Origin of the sequence: Glutamicibacter sp. HZAU, from assembly GCF_004100365.1 — a bacterium.
Taxonomy (GTDB): Bacteria; Actinomycetota; Actinomycetes; order Actinomycetales; family Micrococcaceae; genus Glutamicibacter; species Glutamicibacter nicotianae.
This window is the reverse complement of the sequence record NZ_SCKZ01000006.1, coordinates 423,529-445,250: the sequence shown is the minus strand read 5'-3', so window position 1 is coordinate 445,250 and position 21,722 is coordinate 423,529. Positions and strand designations below refer to the sequence as shown.

Genomic DNA, 21,722 nt, shown 5'->3' with positions numbered 1-21,722 from the left:
TTGAATCCAATCCGTTCGAAATTCTAGGTGTAGAGCGAGAGCGGCTGGGATTCTCCGCGCAGGAAGTACGCGCCGACCTCGATCTTCTTGTAGTCCACCGGGTCATGCAGCGAGTGGGTACGCACGTTGCGCCAATACAAATCCAGGCCCACCGAGCTCGCGGTCGAGGATGATCCGGTCACTTCGAAGATCCGGTTCGCCACCTCGACGCCCACCTCGGTGGAGACCACCTTGGCTTCGGCGATTTCCACTGCCAGCGCGGCCCGCTCGGGCTGGGTGACGTCCCCGGCCTTGGACAGCAGCGCATCGAATTTCCGGCCGAGTTTCTCGGTCAGTGCAGCCACTGCGGCGGTGCGGGCCTTGAGCTCCCCGACGGTGCGCTGGAAAATCGGGTCTTGGGCGTAGGTGTCGGCCTGCGAGAACAGCCAGGCATTCTTGCGGCCCAGCAGGATCTGCTTGCCGCGCTGCAGCGCTCCTTCGGCGATGCCCAGGTAGAAGTTGGCGAATGCCAGCTGGATCCCCGGGGTGAGCAAGGTGGACACTGGTTCGTCGGTGACGAAACCGAGCAAGTCCTCGGCTTCAAGCCTGACGTTGTGGTACTTCAGCGAGTTCGAGGCGCTGAGCCGCTGGCCCAGGTAGTCCCAGTCGTCAACGATTTCCAGTCCTTCGATGTCGCGCGGCAGCACGAAGGCGAGAATCTGCCCGTCGTATTCCCCGCCCTGGACCAGTGCGTTGATGACGATGACCTCGCCAACACCGGAACCGGTGGAGAACCGCTTGGCCCCGTTCAGCCGGTACCCATCCCCTTCGACGCTCAGCGTCAGATCCGGGTCAACCGGATTAACCGAATCGCCCCAGAGCCAGCCGCCTTCCACGGTGCGTAGCCACCACTTGCCTTGCGCCTCCGCCGGAGCATAGAAGGCAATGCTGGACTGATTGATGTAGTGGTAGGCCAGTAGTTGCGCGATGGAGCCATCGGCCGCGGCCAGGATGCGGACCACCTCGAAGGCGGTTTCCCAGTGGGCTCCTGCTCCGCCGTATTCCGCAGGCACCAGGAGGTTCAGCAAGCCGGCCTCGCGCAGCAGCTGCACTTCGGCGAATGGCTGCTGGTTCTTGCGGTCGCGTTCCAGGGCGTCCTTGGCGAGCGTGCCTCCCACCTGTTGGGCAACTGCGCGCCACTGTTCCAGCTCGGTTTCGCTGGCGTTCCCGTAGTAGGGAACTCGGCGTAGTCCAGTGCTTTGTACGGTCATCTTCTTCTCCCTTGCGTTGCAGGTTCCGAAGGACGCAGGATCCCTGCGATTCCATCGATCCTGGCGTTAGCACTACCTGCCGGATGCAGGCTTACTGCGGCGTCGCGGAGCCAGGTCTCTCAGCCGCTCTGGATGGGTTGTGCTCCGAGTCAACCACTGCCGGCAGCAGTCTTGGAAGGGCACTGTCATACGAGGGAACGGCAGGACAAAATACGTCATCTTCGAGCCTCCTGCCTGCCTGATCGATGGCAGCGCGGCCTTCGTATGACACTTGCATGACGAAATCTGAACTCGGGAACTGCTCTGCCTCCGAATAGGATGGCTGTTCACGGCGAATAGTCAGAACAGGTGGAACGTGGATCCAGCAGGCGTCATCCCCTTCATGCTCGGGTTGATGGGCATCACTGTGGTGCCAGCGTTCCTCGCACCCATGGCCCGGGATGGAAAGCTCGCGCGCAATGCGTCCATCGGCATCAAGACGCGCCATACCTTGGCCAGCGACGAGGCCTGGCTGGCAGGGCATCGGCGGGCTGCGCCGCTGATGGCCGCGGCTACCTGGGCCGGCTGGGCCATGCTGGCCGGTGCAACGATTCTCTGCGTGCTGGGCCAGTTCGGTTTCGCCTTCGCCACAACCGGGGCCGGCTATCTCGCCGTCATCACGTTGCTGATGATCTCGGCCGCAAAAGCGAACAGGGCCGCGCGAGGCGTCTAGCCGGCATAGCCCGGCCAGTCTGCGGCCGCATAAAGAAACGGATCGCACCATCGGCAGATGGTGCGATCCGTTGTTTACTTGGCCAGCATCCTGCTACAGCAGTACGGCTCCCAGGAGCAGTACCGTCAGGAAGGCGGCGGTACCCTGGATGGCGGTCGCCACGCTCAAGGTCTTGTATGCGGTAATTACCGGAATGCGGCTGAGCTGCGAAACGACCCAGAAGTACGAGTCGTTGGCGTGCGAGACAACCATCGCACCGGCACCGACGGCCAGTACCGTGAGCACCATGCCCAGTTCCGAGCCCAGGCCCAAGGAGCCGAGCATCGGCGCGACCAGCGCGGAGGTGGTCACCATGGACACGGTGGAGGAACCCTGCGCGGACTTCAGCGCAGCGGCGATCAGGAACGGCACCGCCAGGCCCAAGCCCAGGCCGCTGAGCGAATCCGAAAGAATTGTGGTCAGATCCGAGGCCGCCAGCACCGCGCCGAAACCGGCACCGGCGCCGGTGATCAGCAAGATCGGGGCAGCGGTGCGCACGGCTTCATGCATCTGCTCGTTGAAGACCGACAGCTTGCTGTCGCCGCTGAGCAGGAAGGTTGAGGAGATCAAGCCGAAAATCAGCGCGATCACCGGAGTACCGATGAAGGAAAGGATTTCCAGGGCGATGCCCTCGCCGAACGGGAGCGAAGGCAGCTTCGCAATGGAGGCGGCGCAGATCAGCACGAGCGGAACCAGGATCGGCATGAAGGCCAACGCCGGGTGGGGCAATTTGCCGAAGCTTGCGCGCAGCTGCTCGTAGTCGAGTTCGGAGAGGTCGTCTTCGCCTTCACTGGGCAGCGGAGTCCACTTGGACTTGTTGAAACGGCTGGCGTAGGCCAAGCCGGCCAGCGCCGAGATGGCGGCAACTGGCAAGCCGACTGCGATGATCAGGCCCAGGTTGTCGGCAACGCCGATGCTCTCGGCTGCGGCCAGCGGTCCCGGAGTCGGAGGCACCATGGTGTGGGTTGCGTACAGGCCGGTCATCAATGCGATGGATGTCGCCAGCGCGGAAACTCCGGTGCGCAGGGTGATGGCTTTGCGCAGCGAGTTGAGCACCACGTACCCGGAGTCGCAGAAGACGGGAATGGAAACGATGTAGCCGATGATTGAGAGCGTCAGGTTGGGGAACCGCGTGCCCAGCACCTTGATCAGCGCATCTGCCATGGAGATCGCGGCGCCGGATTTCTCCAGGATGACGCCAATCATTGTTCCGAACAGGATCACCAGACCGATGTTGCCCATGGTGCTGCCGAAGGCCGTGGTGACCGTCGAGGCCACATCGGCCAACGGAATCCGGTAGGCGAAAGCGGCCAAGATGGCGGCGCCAATGAGGGCGAGGAATGGGCTGATCTTCAAGCGTGCCGTGACCATCACGATGGCCACGACAAGGATCAGCAGAACAAGCAGTTCATACACGGCGGGTTGGCTCCTTTGCCAATAACGGTAGTGCTCTGCGCCTGGCCCACGGCGGCAGAATCGGCGGACCAGCTCTGTCGGCAAAGCTGCTCAAGGCTTTGCCCGTTGGGCTAGATGCCTCCGTGCCGCCACGGAATTCGGGCGCAAAGATCGATCATCCTGCCAATATTAGGAAAAGCTGCCCCGGATGCCTATGGGCACACGACCATATTTGCCTGATTCTGGTCGGGGTAAATGTGTGCAAATATCCCGCTACTGCCACAACTGTCACCCGCACCCCCGTTCCCGGGTCCTAGAAAATATGCAGCTGCCCCAAGGCCACTCGCGCGTAAATCGCATGCTGGAGTTTCAGGGACTCGCTGGACTGCCGAATGTCCACACCACTGATCTGGCTGATCCGCTCAAGCCGTTGCACCAAGGTGTTGCGGTGAATATGCAGATCCGTGGCAGCCTGGCTCATCGATGCAGCCGTCGACACCACCAAGAGGGTTTTGGCCTGTTCCTCATTGAGCTGTTGCGCCGGGGCAGCCGCATGTTCCAGGCTGCGCGCTGGGGTGCGGGCGATAGCCACGGCAATTTCCCGGCTCCACATTCGGCGTTGGGCGTAGCGCGGCACGAGTGGCGGATAGCCCAGCAGCGCCCGCAGCGCCTCGGTTTCAGCCATGAGGTCCGCTGCCGTTTCCACCGGCATGGAGACGAGGAAACGCTCCTCATCCATGCGCTCTTCAGCGAAAGCGGGCTCGTGGGTGGCGCGTAGCCTCCAGTACGCACCGGAAAGGCTGATCCAAGACGTGCGATGGTGTTCCTTGGCCGGTTCTTCGAGCAAAGGATCCTCGACGCTTCGCGGGAGCCATGCTTCGATGCACTTGGGCCCGCGCAAGCCGTGGGCCGCCAGCGAGCGGTCGATGACTTCGGGGGCAACGCGGCCTGCGATCAGCGCAGAAATGATGTCTCGGGCCTCGGTCTCGCGGCGCGCACTGCGCGAGTGCTCGTAGTCCTGGGCGAAGAGCAATTGCACCGTCAAGGCAATCAGGCCGGCCAGCGGCTCCACCTCATGCGGAGCACCGGTCACGCCAACAACTCCGCACAGCTGGCCGTTCAGCGTCAGAGGGACATTGACCCCTGGCAGGGTTCCCGCGGAACCGTCAGCCTGGCTGACCCGGATGATGGCGTTGCGACTGATTGCCTCGGCGCTGCCGTCGTGGTGGGTGCCGATTCGCGCGGCATCGGTCGAAGCGATGATGACCCCGTGAGCATTCATGATGTTCACGTTGCGGTTGATGGTCGGAGCAATCGTGTCGACAACTTTCTGCGCCAATGCGCTGGCCAGCCGCGGTTGCTCCTTTTCGCTCATGAGCTCATCCTATCGGCTAGGGAGTGCACAAACATGAAACATAAGCGCACACAAGCAATCAAGGTTCCGGGCTGACAGCAACAGTTACTCGAAGCATCATCAATAAACCACCCGCAGTCACAGCCATGTGATCGCCATCACCAGCCAAGGGAACTGATGCGCCGCGGTAAAGCTAAAAAATTTTCCAAGTCAGAAAATACATTTATTGCTTGACAGTGCATTAGATCACACGCAATATGTTTATAAGCTTTCGGCCAAACAGCATCTCGGATATTTGTTGCGCTTGCCCGGATAGAAGACATGGGGAGTAGAAGTTGTGAGAAAAATCAGGTCGTCCGGGGCATTGCTAGCCCTCTTTCTCTTGTTTATCTGCGCTTTCTTCGGTTATCCGCTGGCAATGCTCATTTACGGCACTTTCCGCAGCGGACAACCGGGCACCGAAGGCTCGTTCGGCCTCGCCGGCATCGTCGATGCCTACGGTGATCCCGCGACATGGGAGACCCTGTGGGCCTCGGTCATCTATGCCGTTGCGGTGCAGTCCATTGGCATCATTGGCGGATTCATCTTTGCTTGGATTTCCATGCGGACCAAGACTCCTGCCGGCAAGGCCATCACCCCCGTCATGGTCACCATTTTTGCCATACCGACGCTTTTCTTCGCGATCAGCTGGGGCATGATGACCTCGCCTACCGGTTTGCTGACCCAATTCTTCGGTGTCTCCGCAGACGGCTCGCCACGCCTGGATGCGTATTCCTGGGCCGGTTTGATCATCGTCAGCGGGCTGAAGGCAATTTCGGTGATGTACCTATTGCTGCTCGGTCCGGTTCGTGCGCTGAACCGTTCGCTCGAAGAAGCCGCACTGCTCTCTGGTGCCAACCGTGTCCGGCTCTTCCTGGATGTAAACATCCCGATTCTGCTGCCGACCCTGTCCGGTCTGGCCATCCTCGGATTCGTTAACTCCCTAGGCCAGCTGGATGTCGCCCTGATCCTCGGCGTTCCAGCGGCAATCTATGTCTTCCCTACTCAGATTTATGATTTCCTGGCGACGACGCCCATCCGCTACGACTCGGCCAGCGCGTTGGCACTGTTGCTGATCGCCGTCATCTACATTCTGGTGGCCATCCGCTCCAAGGCCATCGGCAACCGCAACTTCATCACTGTGACCGGCAAAGCCTTCCGCATTGAGAAGGAAGAGATCGGCCGTTGGAAATGGGTCGGCTTCAGCCTGTTCATCGGATACGTCGGTGTCGCACTGGTGCTTCCGCTGCTCCAGCTGATCATCGGCTCCTTCCAACCGGTGCTGGGAGTTGCCGGCTTCACTTTCAAGCACTACATCGGACTGTTCGAGTCCTCGAAAGTCGTCCGGGCACTGGAAAATACCTTGATCATGGGTGTTGTCGGCGGGCTCCTCGCAACAATCCTGGCCGTGTTGATTACCTATGTCGCCCTGCGTAGCAAGAGCCGCTGGGCACAGGTGCCAGAACTCATCGTCTGGGCCGTGGTCGCGGTGCCGGGCATCGTCCTCGCCTTGGCCATCACGTGGGCATACCTCAGCATCCCGGGCCTGAAAAGCCTCTATGGCTCGATCTGGATCGTGCTGATTGCGCTGGTCATCGTGGTCACCCCCATCGCGCAGCGCGCCACTTCAGGCCCGGTGGGCCAGTTGGGCGTCGAGCTGGAGGAATCAGCCCGCATCTGCGGCGCTTCCGCGCCGAGGATGCTGCTGACCATCGTGGTGCCGCTGATCGGCCCGACCTTCCTGGCTTCCTGGTTCATCACCGGCGTGATGGCGGCGGGCAGCCTGGATATTCCGATCCTGCTTTCCAGCGCCAAGACAGAAACTGTATCGCTGCTGGTCTACAACTACTACACGCAACTAGGCAACGGCTCCACTGCCGCAGCGTTGCTGCTGTTGCTGCTGGCCCTGCTCGCGGTCGGTGGCGGTCTCCTCATGGCCATCGGCGCACTGTTCAAGAAGGCCAACGAGAGCAGGACCACCCGCCGCGGACGCCTTGTCGATACCGCAACACCCACCGATACCTTCGATCCAGCACTTTCCAAGGCCCTCGAAGCAGACAACGATCCAACCACCTTGCGTCGAGTCCCGACCTCCGTTTCCAAGTGATAGGAAATTCCATGGCACACGTCAGTATTGAGTCGCTAGAAAAAAAGTACTCGCCCAAAGCGCCAGCTGCAGTGGAATCACTGGACTTGGAAATCAAGGAAGGCGAATTCCTGACCCTGCTCGGCCCCTCCGGCTGCGGCAAAACCACCACCCTGCGCTGCGTCGCTGGCCTGGAACGCCCCACCGGCGGCCGCGTCTCCATCGGAGGCAAGGTCGTGGACGACCCGGCGCACCGCACCCACATCGCGCCGGACAAGCGTGACATCGGCATGGTTTTCCAGAGCTACGCCCTCTGGCCGCACATGTCGGTGGCCTCCAATGTCGCCTACCCGCTGAAGATGCGCAAAATCGGCATCGACGAACGCGCACGCCGCGTCCGCGAAGCACTGGACATGGTGGGCCTGTCAGAATATTCCAGCCGCATGGCCACCGATCTTTCCGGCGGCCAGCAGCAGCGCGTTGCCTTGGCCCGGGCCCTCGTGGCGACCCCTCAGCTGCTGCTCTTCGATGAGCCGCTGTCCAATCTGGATGCCCGATTGCGCCAAGACATGCGTTCGGAATTGCGTGAAATGCACAAGCGCGTCGGCACCACTTCCATCTACGTCACACACGATCAGGAAGAGGCGGTCTCGCTGTCCACCCGAATCGTGCTGCTCAACAAGGGCGCGATTGAGCAGGTCGGCAGCCCGCGCGAAATCTATTGGCACCCGGTCTCCCACTTTGTGGCCGATTTCGTTGGATACGACAACTTCATCGAAGGCACCGTTGTCGGCGCCGACCAATATGGAGTCAAGGTTTTGCTGGAAGGCACCGAAATGCGCCTGGTCTGCCCACCGCGCAATGATGTGCATGAGGGCCAGCGTGTCGATGTCGCTGTCCGTTCCTCCTCGGTCATTCTCGGCCCACCCGCGGCCGACAAGCCGAATGCCTTCGAGGGGCTGATTACCGACGTGATGTACCTAGGCGATGACTTCATCTACGAGCTGCAGCTCGGCCCGCATAAGGTCACCGTTTCCATTCGCACCGCCGAGGTCGCCAACATTTGGCTAACCGGCGCACCGAAAGTCGGCGATATCATCTCCGGTGCCATTTCGCCCGACTCCCTGGCTTGCCTGCCTGCTCTGCATGCCAACGTCCCGGCCATGGCCTGAGACACGACGCAGCCGGGCACCACACCAGCCAAGACGCTATTTTCGACCATCACAATGAAAGGCACCACCATGGGGATCAAGAAGAACAAGGCAACCATCGTTGCAGCCCTGGGACTGTCGTCCCTGCTCCTGCTCAGCGCCTGTGGCGGCAACGACGCCGCCAGCGCTGACGGCCTGGGCGAACGCGAGGGCATCGACACCGTTGAAGCCCTGGGCGGCGAAGAAGCCAAAGCCCAATTTGAAGAACAGTATGCGGCCGCCCTGGAAGCGGGTCAGGAGTCACTGAATATCTACACTCCGTTGACCGCCACCTGGCCTTCGGTCTTCGAAGCGTTCGGCGAGCGCTTCCCTGGCATCGAGGTTGCGCCGTTGCAGATCGTCGGCGCGGAACTGGATACGAAGATCTCCCAGGAGCAGTCCTCCGGGCAGCGCATTGCAGACATCGTCATCACCGGCGATGTAGGCGCCGTCTCCCTCGCGGACCGCGACTACTTCGAGGAATACCGCCCGGCAAATGCAGAGAAGGTCACCAGCGATCCGCAGTTCTCGCTGGAGAACGGCACCCTGACCGCGGTCTCGGCTTCGCCTCGCGGCCTGATCTACGACACCCGCCAGGATCTGGGCCAGACCCCGGACAGCTGGGATGACCTGCTGGATCCTGCCTACAAGGGCAAGATCACCATGACCGACCCGAGCACCGACGGCGGCGGCATGCAGTGGGCCGACCTGGTCTTGAATGCGGACAAGCTAGGCAAGCCATACCTCGAGAAGCTGGCCGCGCAGGATCCGATCTTCTCTTCCAGCACGGCCGAATGCCACAACGCAGTAGTCCAGGGCCGAGCTTATGTCTGCTTGATGGGCGCCATGGGCAACTACCTGACCCTGACCAACGACGGTGCTCCGGTGGAGATCTCCTACCCGGTCGAGGGCGGCAACTGGGCGACTTACTGGTATGCCGGCGTCATCAAGGAAGCTGAGAACAACAAGGCGGCTGAGCTGTTCGTCTCCTGGTTGAATTCCCCAGAAGCCAATGAAGTCAAGGCCAAGGCCGGCCACGGCCCGATCGTGAATGCCGAAGGCCTGGACCTGCCATTTGAAAACCCGGCAGAGGTCCCATTGTTCCCACGTCCTGACCTTGTCGACGTGACCGAGCGCCAGCGCGAAGGACAGAAGGCTGTCAGCAGCGTCTTCAACAAATAAGACCCTGCAACGATGGTGGGCATCGCCTGGCGATGCCCACCATCGTTTTTCCATATCGGATCCCTCCCATAGAAAGCGATCGCGCCGATGAAGAGCGGAATGACAATCCATGCCCTGGGTACAGCGGGCGGACCGCTGCTGCGCCGAGGCATCGCCAACGGCCACCGGCGTGGAATCGCCACTGCTGTGGAGGTCGACGGGCACACCTACCTCATCGACTGCGGCCACGGGGTCGGGCTGGGCCTTGCTGAAGCCGGGCTGGCACCCACCAGCCTGCGCGCCGTATTCATTACCCACCAGCACTCCGACCACGTCATCGATTTGAACTCCCTGATGGTGCTCGGCGGCTTGGCGTTTCGGGGCAAGCCCGATCTGCGGGTGCGCGTGTTCGGTCCCGCAGACCGCGGCGTCTTGCCCGAAGTGCAGCACGCCGACAAGGACGTCGAGGTGATCTTCCCGCAGTCGCCAACCCCTGGGACAGCAGAAATGGTCCAGCGGCTGCTACAGGCACACGCCACCGACCTCAATGACCGCCGCAGGGACTCCGGCGCACCGGATATCTCCAAGATCTTCACTGGGGAGGACATCGAAATTCCTGCCGAGGCCGGCTATCACCCCAACGATGCCAATCACCCGCAGATGCAGCCATTCGAGGTGTATGCCGACGAGCTCGTGAAGGTCTCTGCGATTCTGGTACAGCACCGTCCGGTGGCTCCGGCTTTCGCGTTCCGTATCGACAGCGCCTACGGTTCCGTGGTGGTTTCGGGCGACACCGCACCGAGCCAGAACTTGGTACGGCTGGCCGAGCACTGTGACTTGCTATTCCATGAAGCCATCGATCTCGAAGCTGTGGCGCGCAGCTACCCGAACGCCACCCCGGCAGAGCTCGAGGCCAGCATGGGACATCATCGGCGGGCGCACACGACACCGCAGGATGCAGGCGCCATCGCACAGCAGGCAAACGCCGCAAACCTTGCGCTGCACCATTTGGTCCCTGCTGGTTCGCCTGCCGAAACATGGCAAGGCGCCAAGGAGCAATTTGGTGGAAACCTGTTCGTTCCGTGCGATGGCGACAGCTTCGAGATCAATGCAGGGGTGGTGTCCCATCACGAGAACGGATAGCACGATGCGAACCTCGAAGCAGCCTCCGAGTCGGAAGAACATGCCGGCAAATCCTTGGTGCAGGCCGCAGGTGATGCTAGGCTCGCAGGAACAAGTTTCACCCGTGGAAGGTTCATAATGAGTTCAGCTATCAGTTATCTGACCGGCGGATTCCTGGTAGCACTGCTAGTCTCCCTGAACATGACTTGGACCCAGTACCTTCCGGCCTTGATTGGAATTGCGGCCGTAGTCTTCAGTCTCCTCGGACTGGCCGCCTGCGTTTTCTACGCAACTCGTGTGACTCCGAAGGCTAGCCAATAACCGGATTGCGCGGCTCGCGCTAGCCGTTCGGCTTCGCCTGTTCCTTTTCTATAGCGTGGACGTTGGAGACCGTGTCCGGCGCAAAGGCATAGAGCGCGCCGTCTGCCTGATGCACCCAGAAACGTCCGCACAGGTCAGTTGTCTTGTCCTGGCCATCGGCCGGCCACCAGTCGGCATCCAAGGTGCGGGTTTCTGAGATCTCATCAGGCTCGAAATTCTTGGTGCGCGGATCTGAAGCATAGGCCTTGGCCAGTTCCGCAGCGGTTGGATCTCCTGCTGTTTTCAGCGCCGTGCATTGCCCGCTATCCAGCTTGCCGTCGTATTTCATCGTGAAGATACGTTCGGCACCGGTGTTGCGCTGGACCAGTTGCACGTCGGTGCCGCCGGGGGGGGGGAACCCAATCGGGCAGCAGGCCATCGGCAACGGCCTGCGCCGACGTTACGGCAGTTCGCGTGGTGGATTCATCGTACTTGTCGGCAAAGAGGTCAGAAGCGCTGCATCCAGTGAGCAGCAGGGCAAAGGGAAAGGCGAGCGAGCCGGCAGAGAGATACTTTTTCTTGAGCATGATTACAGCGTAGAAAGATCAGCAGCCCTGGACATCAGCGATGCGAGGTAACTGTCCTGCGCCCTGCTCATCCCCTCGTCTGAGGGATTCACCCCATGGCCTCAACCCGAAACCACGATTCGCTGCCTGCACGTGGCGAATCACCTGCAATTTGAAACCTACTAAGGAGCTGACACCAATGAGCACTTTCGATCCGGTGAAACTGGAAGCGCAGCTGCGCGAAGCCGAAGCCCAACGGCTCTCGGCCATGCTGGCAGGCGACCTCGAAACCTTGGAGACCCTGCTGGATCCTGAACTGCAGTACACCCATTCCACCGGTCGGGTCGATAACCGCGACTCGTTGCTGGAACTGCTGGGTTCCGGGGCCGTCGAATATTTGGCGCTCAACCACGACTTCGATTCGATCACCCAGGAAGGCGAGGTGGCGGTGGTCGAAGGCACCATGACGATGCGTCTGGTTTCGGGCGGCGTTGAGAAGCAGCTGGAAACTGCCAATCGCACGGTGTGGGCCTGCACCGATGGACAGTGGAAACTGCGGCTCTTTGTTGGGTCCAAAACCGCATATGGCGCCTGCGCAAGGAATTAAACGTCAGCGGCGGCAAGCTGGATGATTCCAGCTTGCCGCCGCTGACGTGAGTACTTACCGGATCCTAGACCTGGCCGCCATGGCGTGCCACTACTTCACGCGCCAGGGTCTTGCCGAACTCGGTGTGGGCCGCCAGTGCCGCCTGGGCAGCTGGGGCATCGCCGGCGGCCAGCGCTTCGGTCAGCTCTGCGACGTGGCGGTGATCCAGCTGCCGCGACCACTGTTCAGGGGTCAGGGCCTGGCGCCACACGGTGCCAATTCCCAGACGACGGAAGGAATCCACCAGCTGGCTGGAACCTGCAACGCCAACCAGTGCATCATGGTAGGCCACATTCAAAGCCAAGAACTCTTCCAGATCGGATTCCGAGGTCTCGCGCAGGTCCGCCAGCTTCGCGGTAATCTCGCGCAGTGTGGAGATAGTCTCCTCGGAGATCTTGCCCAGCTGCGAGGCGATCACACCGGATTCGATGGTGGCACGCGAGTCATAGGCAGAGTCGGTCAGCTCTGCGGTAATCGGCTTCGGCTGGTACTTTCCGGTTTCGGTGCGGAAGACCAGGTGCTCGCTTTCCAGCTTCACCAGGGCGTTGGCCACATGATCTGCTTCGGCGCGGGAAGCCGCGGCGATGGCGTCGATGTCGAGGTCCTCGCCCAGCGGGCTGGTGCGCAGCAGCACCCAGTTGCGGGTGGCCTGGTAGGCGGCCAGTTCCTTGGTTGGCTCCAGGCGCCCCATGGTTCCGCGGTAGTAGGCCAGCGGTTCGCGGTCATGCGCTTCAGCGTGGCTGACCAAGCCGAGGAACACCGTGTGGGTACCCCCGGTCGGGGTTTCTGCCACATGGCACACGATCGTGGCCAAGGCGCCGTCGATCAGCGGGATGCCTTCCTCGGAGAGGGTATGCGGCACGGTGGCGAACTTGTCCTCGCCCTTGCGGCCGAAGTGGAAGGCCAGCGCCCCCTGGTCCTCGGCCAGGATGTTGATGCCGAAGACGCCGGCTTCCACCACCCGGTCGTGGGTTGAGCTGGAGCGGTTCAGGCAGGCGAGCATCATGGGCGGTTCCATCGACAGCGAGGACACGGCCGAAGCGGTGGTGCCGTAAAGCTGGCCGTCCACAGCGGTGGTGATCACCGTGACGCCGGAGGCGAAGTGCCCCACGACATTGCGGAAGACATTCATGTCTACCGGGGTGACCGATTCAAGGTTGGTGATGCTCATGAGAGTTGCTCCTGGTAATTCGGGGTGAAGTTTTTAGAAGGATCCAGCGTTGCGATCAGTTCACTGACATCGCGGGCGCTGGAGAGGTGTTCGAGCTGGTGCAGCAACGCGTCTTTGCGTGCTGCCAGCTCAGGATGCGAGAACTCGAGATTCTTCGAGAACTTCTCAACGACCTGGTCATGCTCCAGGGGCGTGCGCAGGATGTTTCCGTCCGGATGTTCCACGCGCACGTGGCGTATTTCGCCGTTGCGCAGCCGTGCGGTGATTTCAGCGGTCAGGCGCTGGCTGTTGGGCAGCGAGGCCACCAGCTCGATCCGTCCGAGCATCTGCGCCAGTTCCGGATCGGCCAGCGCGCTGGCGGTCAGGTGCTCCGGGCGGACGGTTCCGTGGATCAGGGCGATCGCCGCTGTGGCATGCACCGAGAACAGCGCGGCCACGGTGCGGGTGTCCCCCGCCGCGAAGCGCGCCCCCACGAATCCGTTCAGGGTCCGCTCGCTCAGGTGGACGGTGAGGCATTCGATGTCCTTGTAGTCCACCGTGCCTTCGGCCACCAGTTCTGCGCAGGCCTGCAGCGATGGCTGCGCTGCCCGGCAGCTGGCGTACGGCTTGATGGTGCAGTCGCCGTGGAAGCTTTCGCCCAGACCTTGAACTGCCAGTTCCGGCTGCGCGTCGATGCCGAACAGCTGGAAGTAGCCGTGCTTGCCGGTCAGCGGGTCAGCGGCTGATTCCAGGCCGGCCTTGGCCAGCTGCGCGGCAGCGATTCCGGATCGCGCGGCGAAGGCCATGGGCAGCTTGAAGCTGTTGGCGCCATCGAAGATGGCGGCCACGTTGCCCGCGGCCTGGTTCACCGCGATGCCTGTTGCATGCCGCGCCTGGGCCTTGGTCAGCCCGAGCATTCGGCTGGCGATGAACGCGGCGGCCAGGGTATTGAGCGTACCGGTATTGTCCTGCCCCGAGTACACATCGAAGCCGCCGGCGATGGCCAAGCGGGCTGCCAGGTCATCACCCAGCGCCAGCGCGGCCAAGGTTTCTTCGCCGCTCGCCCCGGTCGTTTCGGCCAGGGCCAGCACGACGGCCACGGTGGTGCCGGAAATATGGGCTGCCACCTGCTTGCCGGCTGGGCCTTCGGCTTCCACCGGCTCGAAGTCGAAGGACCGGATCAAGGCAGCATTCACGAAGGCCGCCGAGGTGGCCGGAAGCTTGATTCCGGTCCCCAGCACGGTGGCTTCTTCACCGCTGCCCCAGGCTTTGGCTACCTCGATGAGGCCCGCCGCATCATCGGCACGGTGGCCTGCTACTCCGACTCCCACGGAGTCGAGCAGGCGCTGGTTCACACGCTGGATCGTTTCCTCCGGCAGCTGGGCGTACTGGGTTTCCAGCAGGTGCTCCAGCAGCGCATCGAGCACATCGGGCGTCGGGTTAGCCATGATTTCCTCAGGCGCGCGTTGCCGCGGCGTCGAGGTCCAGTCCGGACTGCTCTGCCAGAACCGGGTCGATGCCCAACTCCGCGAACATCGCCTCGAAGGCACCGGTTTCGCCCTTCATCTGGGCCTTGCGGTGGTCCAGGCCGCGGGCACGGCCCACCGAGCCCAGGTAGAAGCGCTCGTAGAGCTCGATGCGGCTGCCCAGCGCGGATCCGGCGAAGTCCCACGCGGTGCGGAAGATCTTGGCGCGTTCCTCCGGCGCAATGCCGTTGGCCCCTGGCAGGTACTTCTTCAGCAGTGGGCCCAGGCGAGGATCCTCGAAGGCGGACGCGGTCGGGGTGGCCAGCAGGTTGTGCGAGCCCATCGACTTGATGATGTCGTTCACGCGTGCCATCCAGATTGGCATCATGGTGCGCAGCGCGGAGATGTCATCGTGGCAGAAGAACGCTCCGCCGCCCCATTCCGAGGCGTTGACCTCGGCCGAGTGGATCACGGCGCGGGCGATGCGCAGGTAGGAGTAGATTTCTCCGAGCATCGCAGCGGTGTCCGGCTTGGTATCGGTGGCGGTGACCTTGGCCATCTGCACGCACAGGTCATAAGCGAATTCGAGCTTCACCGATGCGCGGATGGCGGTCTGCTGCTGGGTGTTTCCGGTGGCGGTGCCGGCATTCAGGGAGTTGTAGACATCCAGCTGGCCGTCGATGAAGACGCGGTCCCACGGAACCAGCACGTCGTCGAAGATGATGACCGCATCCTGCTCGTCGAAGCGCGAGGAGAATGGCTTGTCCACCACTGGCTGGTCCACGCCGTAGTGGTCGCGGCATACCGAAACCACGCCCTTGGTGGCGACCGGGATGGCGAAGGACAGCGCGTATTCCTCGAAGCCCTTCTGGATCGGCACGGCCGGGTAGACGTAGAGCTCGTCGGCGATGGGGCCCAGGGTGGCGAGCATCTTCGCGCCGCGCACGATCAGGCCTTCTTCGGTGCGGTCCACCACGCGCAGGGTCAGTTCTTCATTGATGCCCTGCAGCTCGCCGACCGACTTGTCGATGGCCGCATGCACGATGGTGTGGGTCAGGGCCAGGTCCTTCTCCTGGACCAGGCGCCAGTAGTTCTGCAGGCGCTCGAAGTAGACCGGGTTCCCGGACTTGGCGAAGATGTCCGGACGCGAAGCATGGCCGGCCAGCACGACGTTGACGTAGTCGGGAGTGCGGCCAAGCATGCCGTTGGAGTAGCGGGCCAGGCGGTCGAAGGCGCGGTGGCGGCGTGCGATGTCTTCCGCGTTCTTCGGGCGAAGCAGCGAGACGTTATGCTGCTCGCCGGTCTCTTCATCGACCATCAGGCAGTCATCTGCATACTTGTGCTGGTAGTCGAAGTACGCTGCCATGCCGTTGATCGAGCCGGCAAATGCCGGGTGCTCGGTGACGTCAATGCGCTGATCTCCCAGCCAGACCTCGCGGGAATCCTTGAGCCCTGCCAGGTACTGCTCTCCAGTGCGTGCACTCATCTTTGCTGCTCCTTTATCGGGCGTCCCGCCACGCGGGTTCAAAAATATATTCTGTGCATCAGTTTATATAACTTCTGTGACCCAGATCAAGTCACTCGCTGAAGAAATTTTTCAAAACCGCGGAATTCCGCGGTTTTTACCTCTTCAAGAAAATATTATTAGTCTTAAAATGCGTAAAAATTGGACAGCGCGAGTGAAATAAGCCACTATGGCTTAAGTCACATCAGCGAAAAGGAAGGGTTCTCAGGTGTCCTCATCACAGCAGAACCGCCCAGCACAGGCAATGGAGCCCAGCGACTCCCTCAATACCAAGGATTTGCGCCGCATTCTCGGTTCCAGCTTCTTGGGCAGTGTCATCGAGTATTACGACTTCATCTTGTACGCCACCGCGGCGTCGCTGATTTTCGACAAGGTTTTCTTCAGCAACCTGACCCCTGGCTTGGCTCTCTTCGCCTCCTTCGGCACCCTGGCTGTCGGATACATCGCCCGCCCGCTGGGCGGCATTGTCTTCGGCCACTTCGGCGACCGCTTGGGACGCAAGAAGATGCTGGTGCTGTCCATGATGATGATGGGCGTGGCCACCGTTGCCATTGGCCTGCTGCCTACGACGGCAACCATTGGCGCGGCCGCTCCGGTCATCCTGGTCCTGCTCCGCGTGATCCAGGGTGTAGCAGTCGGCGGCGAATGGGGCGGCGCCACCTTGATGGCCTTGGAACACGCCCCGGCTTCCAAGCGCGGCTTCGCAGCTTCCTTCGCCAATGCCGGAGCTCCGGCCGGCGGCCTGCTGGCGACCTTCCTGGTTTCCTTCGTCTCCTTCTCCACCGGTGATGCGTTCCTTGAATGGGGCTGGCGCATTCCGTTCATCTTCTCGGCAGTCCTGATCATCATCGGCATGGTCATCCGCCTGAAGGTGGCAGAAACCCCAATTTTCCAGGAAATGGATGCGAAAGCCGCCGAACGCCAGCAGGAACGCAAGACCCCGATCTCGCTGGTACTGAAGAACCACTCCCGCACCGTCATCATTACCCTGATCGCTTCGCTCGGCTTCTACACCTGCCAGGGCGTCCTGACCTCATGGGGCGTTTCCGAAGCCGCGGCCCAAGGCGTGGACCGCTCCTTCGTGCTGAACACCAAGGGCTACGCGGCCATGGTCACCATCGTGGTCTGCTTCTTGGCCGCCAAGCTCTCGGACAAGTACGGACGCAAGACCATCCTGACCATCGGCGGCACAGCCGGTATCCTGTGGGCTTTCCCCGCGGTCTTCCTGATGAGCAATGGCACCGGCTGGGGCTTCGCAGTAGCAGTGATCGTCGGCAATGGCGTCATCCAGGGCATTCTCGCCGGACCGATTGGCGCTTACATCTCCGAGCTGTTCCCGGCCGATGTCCGCTATACCGGCGCGTCGCTGGCCTACCAGGGATCCTCAACCCTCGGTGCCGGCTTCACCCCGATGATCTGCACCGCGCTGGCCGTCAGCTTCGGCATCACCGCGGTTGGCATCTTCTGGGTGGCGATCCTGGTGATCGGACTGATCGCAATCCGCATCAGCCCGGAAGGCGCCGCATTGTCTCCGAAGACCGCTGGCTCAGCATCGGCCGACGCAAAGCTGAACGCCTAACCCCACCGCCGGTCCGCGTACCTGTGGGTACGCGGACCAGTTTTTGACTTCTAACATCAATTTTTCTGAATGCCATGGCACAAAAGTTCTCTATTTACTACTTTGTGGACTCTTGTAAACATGGATTCAGTGCTTCCCGTCGCATTCGCAGGAAAGGATGAGTTTCAATGACTCCCAAGAACCCCCAGCACATGGTGCTCACCACCTTCATGCTGCCAGCTGGCTACCACAAGGACTCGTGGCGCATGGACGGCTCGCGCTCCGATGAGCTGGCCAACCTGGAATTCGTCTACGACCTGACCAAGATGGCTGAAGACGCCAAGCTTGATGCCATCTTCTTTGGCGACATCGTCCATGCCAACACCGTGATGCGCGGCGACATCAAGATGAACGGCTTCTACGAGCCCATCTCGGTACTGTCCGCACTGGCAGCACGCACCAAGAACATTGGCCTGATCGGCACCGTCTCCACCTCCTTCTCGGAGCCATACAACCTGGCCCGGCAGATGGCCGGCCTGGACCACATGTCAGGTGGACGCGCAGGCTGGAACATCGTGACCAGCTCCGATGGCTTCCAGAACTTCGGCATGGACAGCGCCCCGGATCCAGCTACCCGCTACCGCCGCGCCACCGAGTTCGTCGAGGTAGCCAACAAGCTTTGGGATTCATGGGAAGACGACGCCGTCACGAACGACAAGGAATCGGCCTGGTACGTCGATACCGACAAGATCCACCCGATCAATCACGAAGGCGAATTCTTCAAGGTCCAGGGCCCGATCAACATGCCACGCAGCCCGCAGGGCCGTCCGGTGCTGGTCCAGGCAGGATCCTCGGGACCGGGCATGGAGCTGGGTTCCTCGGTGGCCGACGGCATCTACACCGCGCAGCCGCTGAAGGAGCCTTCGGTCGAGTTCTACGCGAAGTTCAAGGCCATGGCCGCGGCCAAGGGCCGCAACCCCAACGATGTGAAGATCATCCCGGGCATCCTGCCGATCCTCGGCGATACCCAGGCTGAAGCAGATGAGCTGGCCGAAGAGCTGGCCAACCACATCCACTTGGAGAACGGCCGCGTGCAGGTTGGCGCCGATCTGAAGATGGACCTGTCGTCGCTGGACTTCAACGAGAAGATTCCTGCCGAATGGTTCTCCGATGACCCGGCGCTGGGTTCGCGCTACCAGATCTACCGCCGCAAGTCGGTGGACCAGGGCATGACCCTGCGCGAACTGATCGTCGATCTGGCCCGCTCCACCGGCCACCAGTGGATGGCCGGTACCGCCTCGGCAGTGGCCGACCGCATGATCGACTGGTTCGATTCCAAGGCCTGCGACGGCTTCAACCTGAACGCCCCGTTCAACCCGGGTGGCTTCAAGCTGATCTGCGACAAGCTGGTCCCGGAACTGCAGAACCGCGGCTACTTCCGCACCGAGTACGAGGGCACCACCCTGCGGGATAACTTCGGTTTGTCCTACCCGTCCTCGATCCGCTCGCGCGTCTAGCCGCTAGGCGCGCCGGCCTGCAGTCTCGAAGAGCTCAGCTGCCACTTCCACCCAGGCTTGGGCACGGGAGTTCAGCCGCGAAGTGCGGGGCCAAGCCACCGAAACCGGAACGACTGCAATATTTCCGTCATCCAGTTTCAGCGGCTTGAGCACCACATTCAGCTCTTCATAGGGCGCCTCCAGGGCCGGCTGCTGGAACAGCACCGCCACACCACGGCCGGTGCTGACCAGCGAGCGGACGGTTGCATAGGAACGCGAACGGTGCCGGATCATCGGCTCCAGCCCGCTGCCCTGATAAAGGCCGAGGATGCGCTGGGTGATCGGCTCGGATTCGAAGAGGACCAGCGGCTCCTCGGAGATTTCACGAAGCGACACCGATCGGCGACCCGCCAGCGGATGCCCCGACGGCAGCAGGATCTGCGCTTCGGCCATCGCCACGGTGGCCGAACGCAGAGCCGGTGAGATCTCCGATCCGTAGAGGAAGGCGACGTCGATGGAACCATCGAGCAGCGCGTCCTGCATTTCCTGGTGGAAGCCCTCTAGGAAATCGACCTCCACCTTGGGGCACTGCTCTGCGAAGGCGCTGAGCATCGAAGGAATGATGACCGGGCCCAACGGCATGAAGCAGCCAACGGTCAGCGGACCGGCCAGCTCTTCGCGGGTCCCCTGGCCCATGGTTTCCAGATCATGGGCGCGGTCCAGCAGTTCTCGGGCCTGGAGCAGCACCATCTTGCCGCTCGCGGTCAGTGTCAGGCCCTTGGCCCGGCGCTTGACCGCCAGTTCGGCGCCGACGATGCGTTCGAGTTCGGCGATGGACATGGAGATGGCCGAGGGTGCCAGGTGCAGCCGCCGGGCGGCTTCTGCCATGGTTCCGGCCTCGGCGGCGACAACGAAATGCCAGAGCTGGCGCAAGGTCAGCTGCGGGTGGGACACAAGACTCATGGCATCAAGCTTATTGATGATGGCCATGTGCAATGCAAGATTTTTAGATTAAGACAGTGAGGCCGCGGCACCTGCCAGCGGCCAGTGGAAGGGTGAATCATGGATCGTCGTGAAGAGTTTCTTCGGGCAGCCAAGGAAATCGTGGGTGCGGAGAACGTTGTTTCCCTAGGTGATTCCGAGGGGTATCTCGATCCCTACCCGCTGAACCCGGGACGCACCCCCTGGCCCGGCGTCCGTCCGGCCAACACCGAAGAAGTACAGGCCATCGTCAGACTGGCCACCGAGCATGAGGTTCCGCTGTGGACCTTCTCCTGTGGAAAGAACCTCGGCTACGGCGGCCCTGAACCCCGCGATACCGGCATGGTGGCGCTGGATCTGAGCCGCATGAAGCGCATCATCACCGTCGATGACCGCCTGTGCTACGCCGTGGTGGAGCCCGGCGTCACCTTCTTCGAGCTCTTCGAATACATCAAGGAACGCGGCCTGAAGGTGTGGATGTCGGTGCCGGCCCTGGGCTGGGGTTCGGTGATGGGCAACATGCTCGACCGCGGCTACGGCATGACCCCGCTGGGCGACCACGTGAAGTCCCTGTGCGGCATGGAGGTCGTCATGCCCGACGGCGACCTGGTCCGCACCGGCATGGGCGCGATGGACGGCACCGAGCTGGGCCCGATCTTCCAGGGCGGCTTCGGTCCGACGCTGGACGGGCTGTTCACCCAGTCCAACTACGGCGTGGTCACCCAGGTCGGCCTGTGGCTGATGCCCGCGCCGAACACCTACGTCAACGGCGACATCTTCGTCGACGATGAAGCGCACCTGCCGCAGCTGATCGATATCCTCACCACCCTGCGCCGCGAGGAAATCATCCAGAACAATGCGCTGTGCGGCAACGTTGTCCGCGCGGCGACCATGCGCGGATCCCGTGCCGATTTCTGGGATGGCGAAGGCTCCATTCCCGACTGGCGGCTGGAAGAAATGCGCCAGGAATTCGGCATTGGCCAGTGGAACTGCAAATTCGCCTTCTACGGCGACCGTGAGCTGTGCGAACGCCGGCTGCAAATCGTCAAGGACCGGATCAGCGCCATCCCCGGTGCCCGCGTCGATGCCCGTTTCTACTCGGGCGAAGAGGGCCTGGCCTTGCAGCATGATGACATCGCCGCCCAGGACCGCACCCAGATGGCTGGCGTTCCGACCCTGAAGCCGCTATCCACCGTAGGCTGGGCTGCCGAAAATGGCGGGCACATCGATGCCGCTCCGATCATCCCCGCCCGCGGCGAACTGGTGGCCGAGTTCTACCAGGAAGCCAAGAAGCTCTATGAGAAGCACGGATTCGACCTGTACATCGGGTACCACCTGTACCCGCGCCACATGGTCCACGTGACGATGATCTTCTTCGAGCGCGGCAACGAGGAAATGCTCCAGCGCGCCCGCGCCCTGTACTCCGAGCTGCTCGATGCCGCCCGGGCCCGCGGCTACGCACCGTACCGCAGCCATGTGGACTACATGGACCGGATTGCCGACGGCTTCGACTTCAACGGCAATGCGGCCCGCCGCTTGCAGGAGAAGATCAAGGACGCGCTGGATCCTGCGGGCATCCTGGCCCCGGGCAAGCAGGGCGTCTGGCCTGCACGCTTCCGCGAAGAGCGTTCAAGCGTCCAGAACTAGCACCTGGCGCACTAGCCACAGCAATTCCCCTTGCCGCAA

The 21,722-nt window shown here is 62.0% G+C and carries 17 protein-coding genes and 1 riboswitch; of the genes, 9 read left to right on the top strand and 8 right to left on the bottom strand.

Annotated features, from left to right (window positions below):
* Positions 1–23: 23 nt before the first annotated feature.
* The gene (locus EKH49_RS11845) at positions 24–1,250 is read right to left on the bottom strand and encodes an acyl-CoA dehydrogenase family protein (protein ID WP_128470995.1); all 1,227 of its coding nucleotides are present in this window, start codon (positions 1,248–1,250) and stop codon (positions 24–26) included.
* 48 nt (positions 1,251–1,298) lie between these two features.
* Positions 1,299–1,389: riboswitch (SAM riboswitch) on the bottom strand.
* 216 nt (positions 1,390–1,605) lie between these two features.
* Here EKH49_RS11845 and EKH49_RS11840 point away from each other — a divergent pair.
* Positions 1,606–1,962, top strand: coding sequence for an SdpI family protein (locus tag EKH49_RS11840; RefSeq protein WP_201739604.1), 357 nt, complete (start codon positions 1,606–1,608; stop codon positions 1,960–1,962).
* A 93-nt stretch (positions 1,963–2,055) separates the two neighbouring features.
* Here the strand turns inward: EKH49_RS11840 and EKH49_RS11835 are convergent, their stop codons facing one another.
* A complete protein-coding gene (locus EKH49_RS11835) occupies positions 2,056–3,417 on the bottom strand; it encodes a GntP family permease (RefSeq protein ID WP_128470994.1) in 1,362 nt (453 codons plus the stop codon).
* A gap of 292 nt (positions 3,418–3,709) precedes the next feature.
* Complete coding sequence (locus tag EKH49_RS11830) at positions 3,710–4,771, bottom strand: CdaR family transcriptional regulator (RefSeq protein WP_066143249.1); 1,062 nt, start codon at positions 4,769–4,771, stop codon at positions 3,710–3,712.
* Positions 4,772–5,132: 361 nt separating this feature from the next.
* Between EKH49_RS11830 and EKH49_RS11825 the strand changes: the two genes are divergently transcribed.
* The 4 genes from EKH49_RS11825 to EKH49_RS11810 all read left to right on the top strand — a co-directional run bounded on the left by EKH49_RS11825 (position 5,133) and on the right by EKH49_RS11810 (position 10,369).
* Complete coding sequence (locus EKH49_RS11825) at positions 5,133–6,896, top strand: ABC transporter permease (RefSeq protein WP_066143247.1); 1,764 nt, start codon at positions 5,133–5,135, stop codon at positions 6,894–6,896.
* Between the two features lie 11 nt (positions 6,897–6,907).
* The gene (locus EKH49_RS11820; RefSeq protein ID WP_128470993.1) at positions 6,908–8,047 is read left to right on the top strand and encodes an ABC transporter ATP-binding protein; all 1,140 of its coding nucleotides are present in this window, start codon (positions 6,908–6,910) and stop codon (positions 8,045–8,047) included.
* Between the two features lie 54 nt (positions 8,048–8,101).
* Positions 8,102–9,247: an ABC transporter substrate-binding protein gene (locus EKH49_RS11815; RefSeq protein ID WP_128470992.1), complete on the top strand. Its 1,146-nt coding sequence runs from the start codon at positions 8,102–8,104 to the stop codon at positions 9,245–9,247.
* Positions 9,248–9,346: 99 nt separating this feature from the next.
* Positions 9,347–10,369, top strand: a complete 1,023-nt coding sequence (locus tag EKH49_RS11810) for an MBL fold metallo-hydrolase (protein ID WP_236641140.1) — start codon at positions 9,347–9,349, stop codon at positions 10,367–10,369.
* Positions 10,370–10,688: 319 nt separating this feature from the next.
* Here EKH49_RS11810 and EKH49_RS11805 read toward each other — a convergent pair whose 3' ends face one another.
* Complete coding sequence (locus EKH49_RS11805) at positions 10,689–11,087, bottom strand: hypothetical protein (protein ID WP_236641139.1); 399 nt, start codon at positions 11,085–11,087, stop codon at positions 10,689–10,691.
* Positions 11,088–11,413: 326 nt separating this feature from the next.
* Between EKH49_RS11805 and EKH49_RS11800 the strand changes: the two genes are divergently transcribed.
* Positions 11,414–11,821 (top strand): nuclear transport factor 2 family protein, encoded by a 408-nt coding sequence (locus tag EKH49_RS11800; RefSeq protein ID WP_161567516.1) that lies wholly within the window; start codon positions 11,414–11,416, stop codon positions 11,819–11,821.
* A 64-nt stretch (positions 11,822–11,885) separates the two neighbouring features.
* On the opposite strand, the gene EKH49_RS16585 is transcribed toward EKH49_RS11800, so the two are convergent.
* The 3 genes from EKH49_RS16585 to EKH49_RS11785 are packed head-to-tail and all read right to left on the bottom strand — an operon-like array spanning position 11,886 to position 15,962.
* Positions 11,886–13,031, bottom strand: a complete 1,146-nt coding sequence (locus EKH49_RS16585; protein ID WP_161567515.1) for a flavin reductase — start codon at positions 13,029–13,031, stop codon at positions 11,886–11,888.
* Positions 13,028–14,458, bottom strand: coding sequence for an MmgE/PrpD family protein (locus EKH49_RS11790; RefSeq protein ID WP_128470989.1), 1,431 nt, complete (start codon positions 14,456–14,458; stop codon positions 13,028–13,030). The genes EKH49_RS16585 and EKH49_RS11790 overlap by 4 nt, the downstream gene beginning before the upstream one ends.
* Before the next feature lie 7 nt (positions 14,459–14,465).
* Positions 14,466–15,962 carry a 4-hydroxyphenylacetate 3-hydroxylase N-terminal domain-containing protein gene (locus EKH49_RS11785; RefSeq protein ID WP_128470988.1) on the bottom strand — a complete coding sequence of 499 codons (1,497 nt, stop codon included), beginning with the start codon at positions 15,960–15,962 and terminating at the stop codon, positions 14,466–14,468.
* Between the two features lie 247 nt (positions 15,963–16,209).
* Here EKH49_RS11785 and EKH49_RS11780 point away from each other — a divergent pair, with 247 nt between their 5' ends.
* Complete coding sequence (locus EKH49_RS11780) at positions 16,210–17,580, top strand: MFS transporter (protein WP_236641138.1); 1,371 nt, start codon at positions 16,210–16,212, stop codon at positions 17,578–17,580.
* Between the two features lie 167 nt (positions 17,581–17,747).
* Positions 17,748–19,076, top strand: coding sequence for an LLM class flavin-dependent oxidoreductase (locus EKH49_RS11775; RefSeq protein WP_128470987.1), 1,329 nt, complete (start codon positions 17,748–17,750; stop codon positions 19,074–19,076).
* 3 nt (positions 19,077–19,079) lie between these two features.
* Here the strand turns inward: EKH49_RS11775 and EKH49_RS11770 are convergent, their stop codons facing one another.
* Positions 19,080–20,018 (bottom strand): LysR substrate-binding domain-containing protein, encoded by a 939-nt coding sequence (locus tag EKH49_RS11770; protein WP_161567514.1) that lies wholly within the window; start codon positions 20,016–20,018, stop codon positions 19,080–19,082.
* 99 nt (positions 20,019–20,117) lie between these two features.
* Between EKH49_RS11770 and EKH49_RS11765 the strand changes: the two genes are divergently transcribed.
* Positions 20,118–21,683 carry an FAD-binding oxidoreductase gene (locus EKH49_RS11765; RefSeq protein ID WP_128470985.1) on the top strand — a complete coding sequence of 522 codons (1,566 nt, stop codon included), beginning with the start codon at positions 20,118–20,120 and terminating at the stop codon, positions 21,681–21,683.
* Positions 21,684–21,722 lie beyond the last annotated feature (39 nt).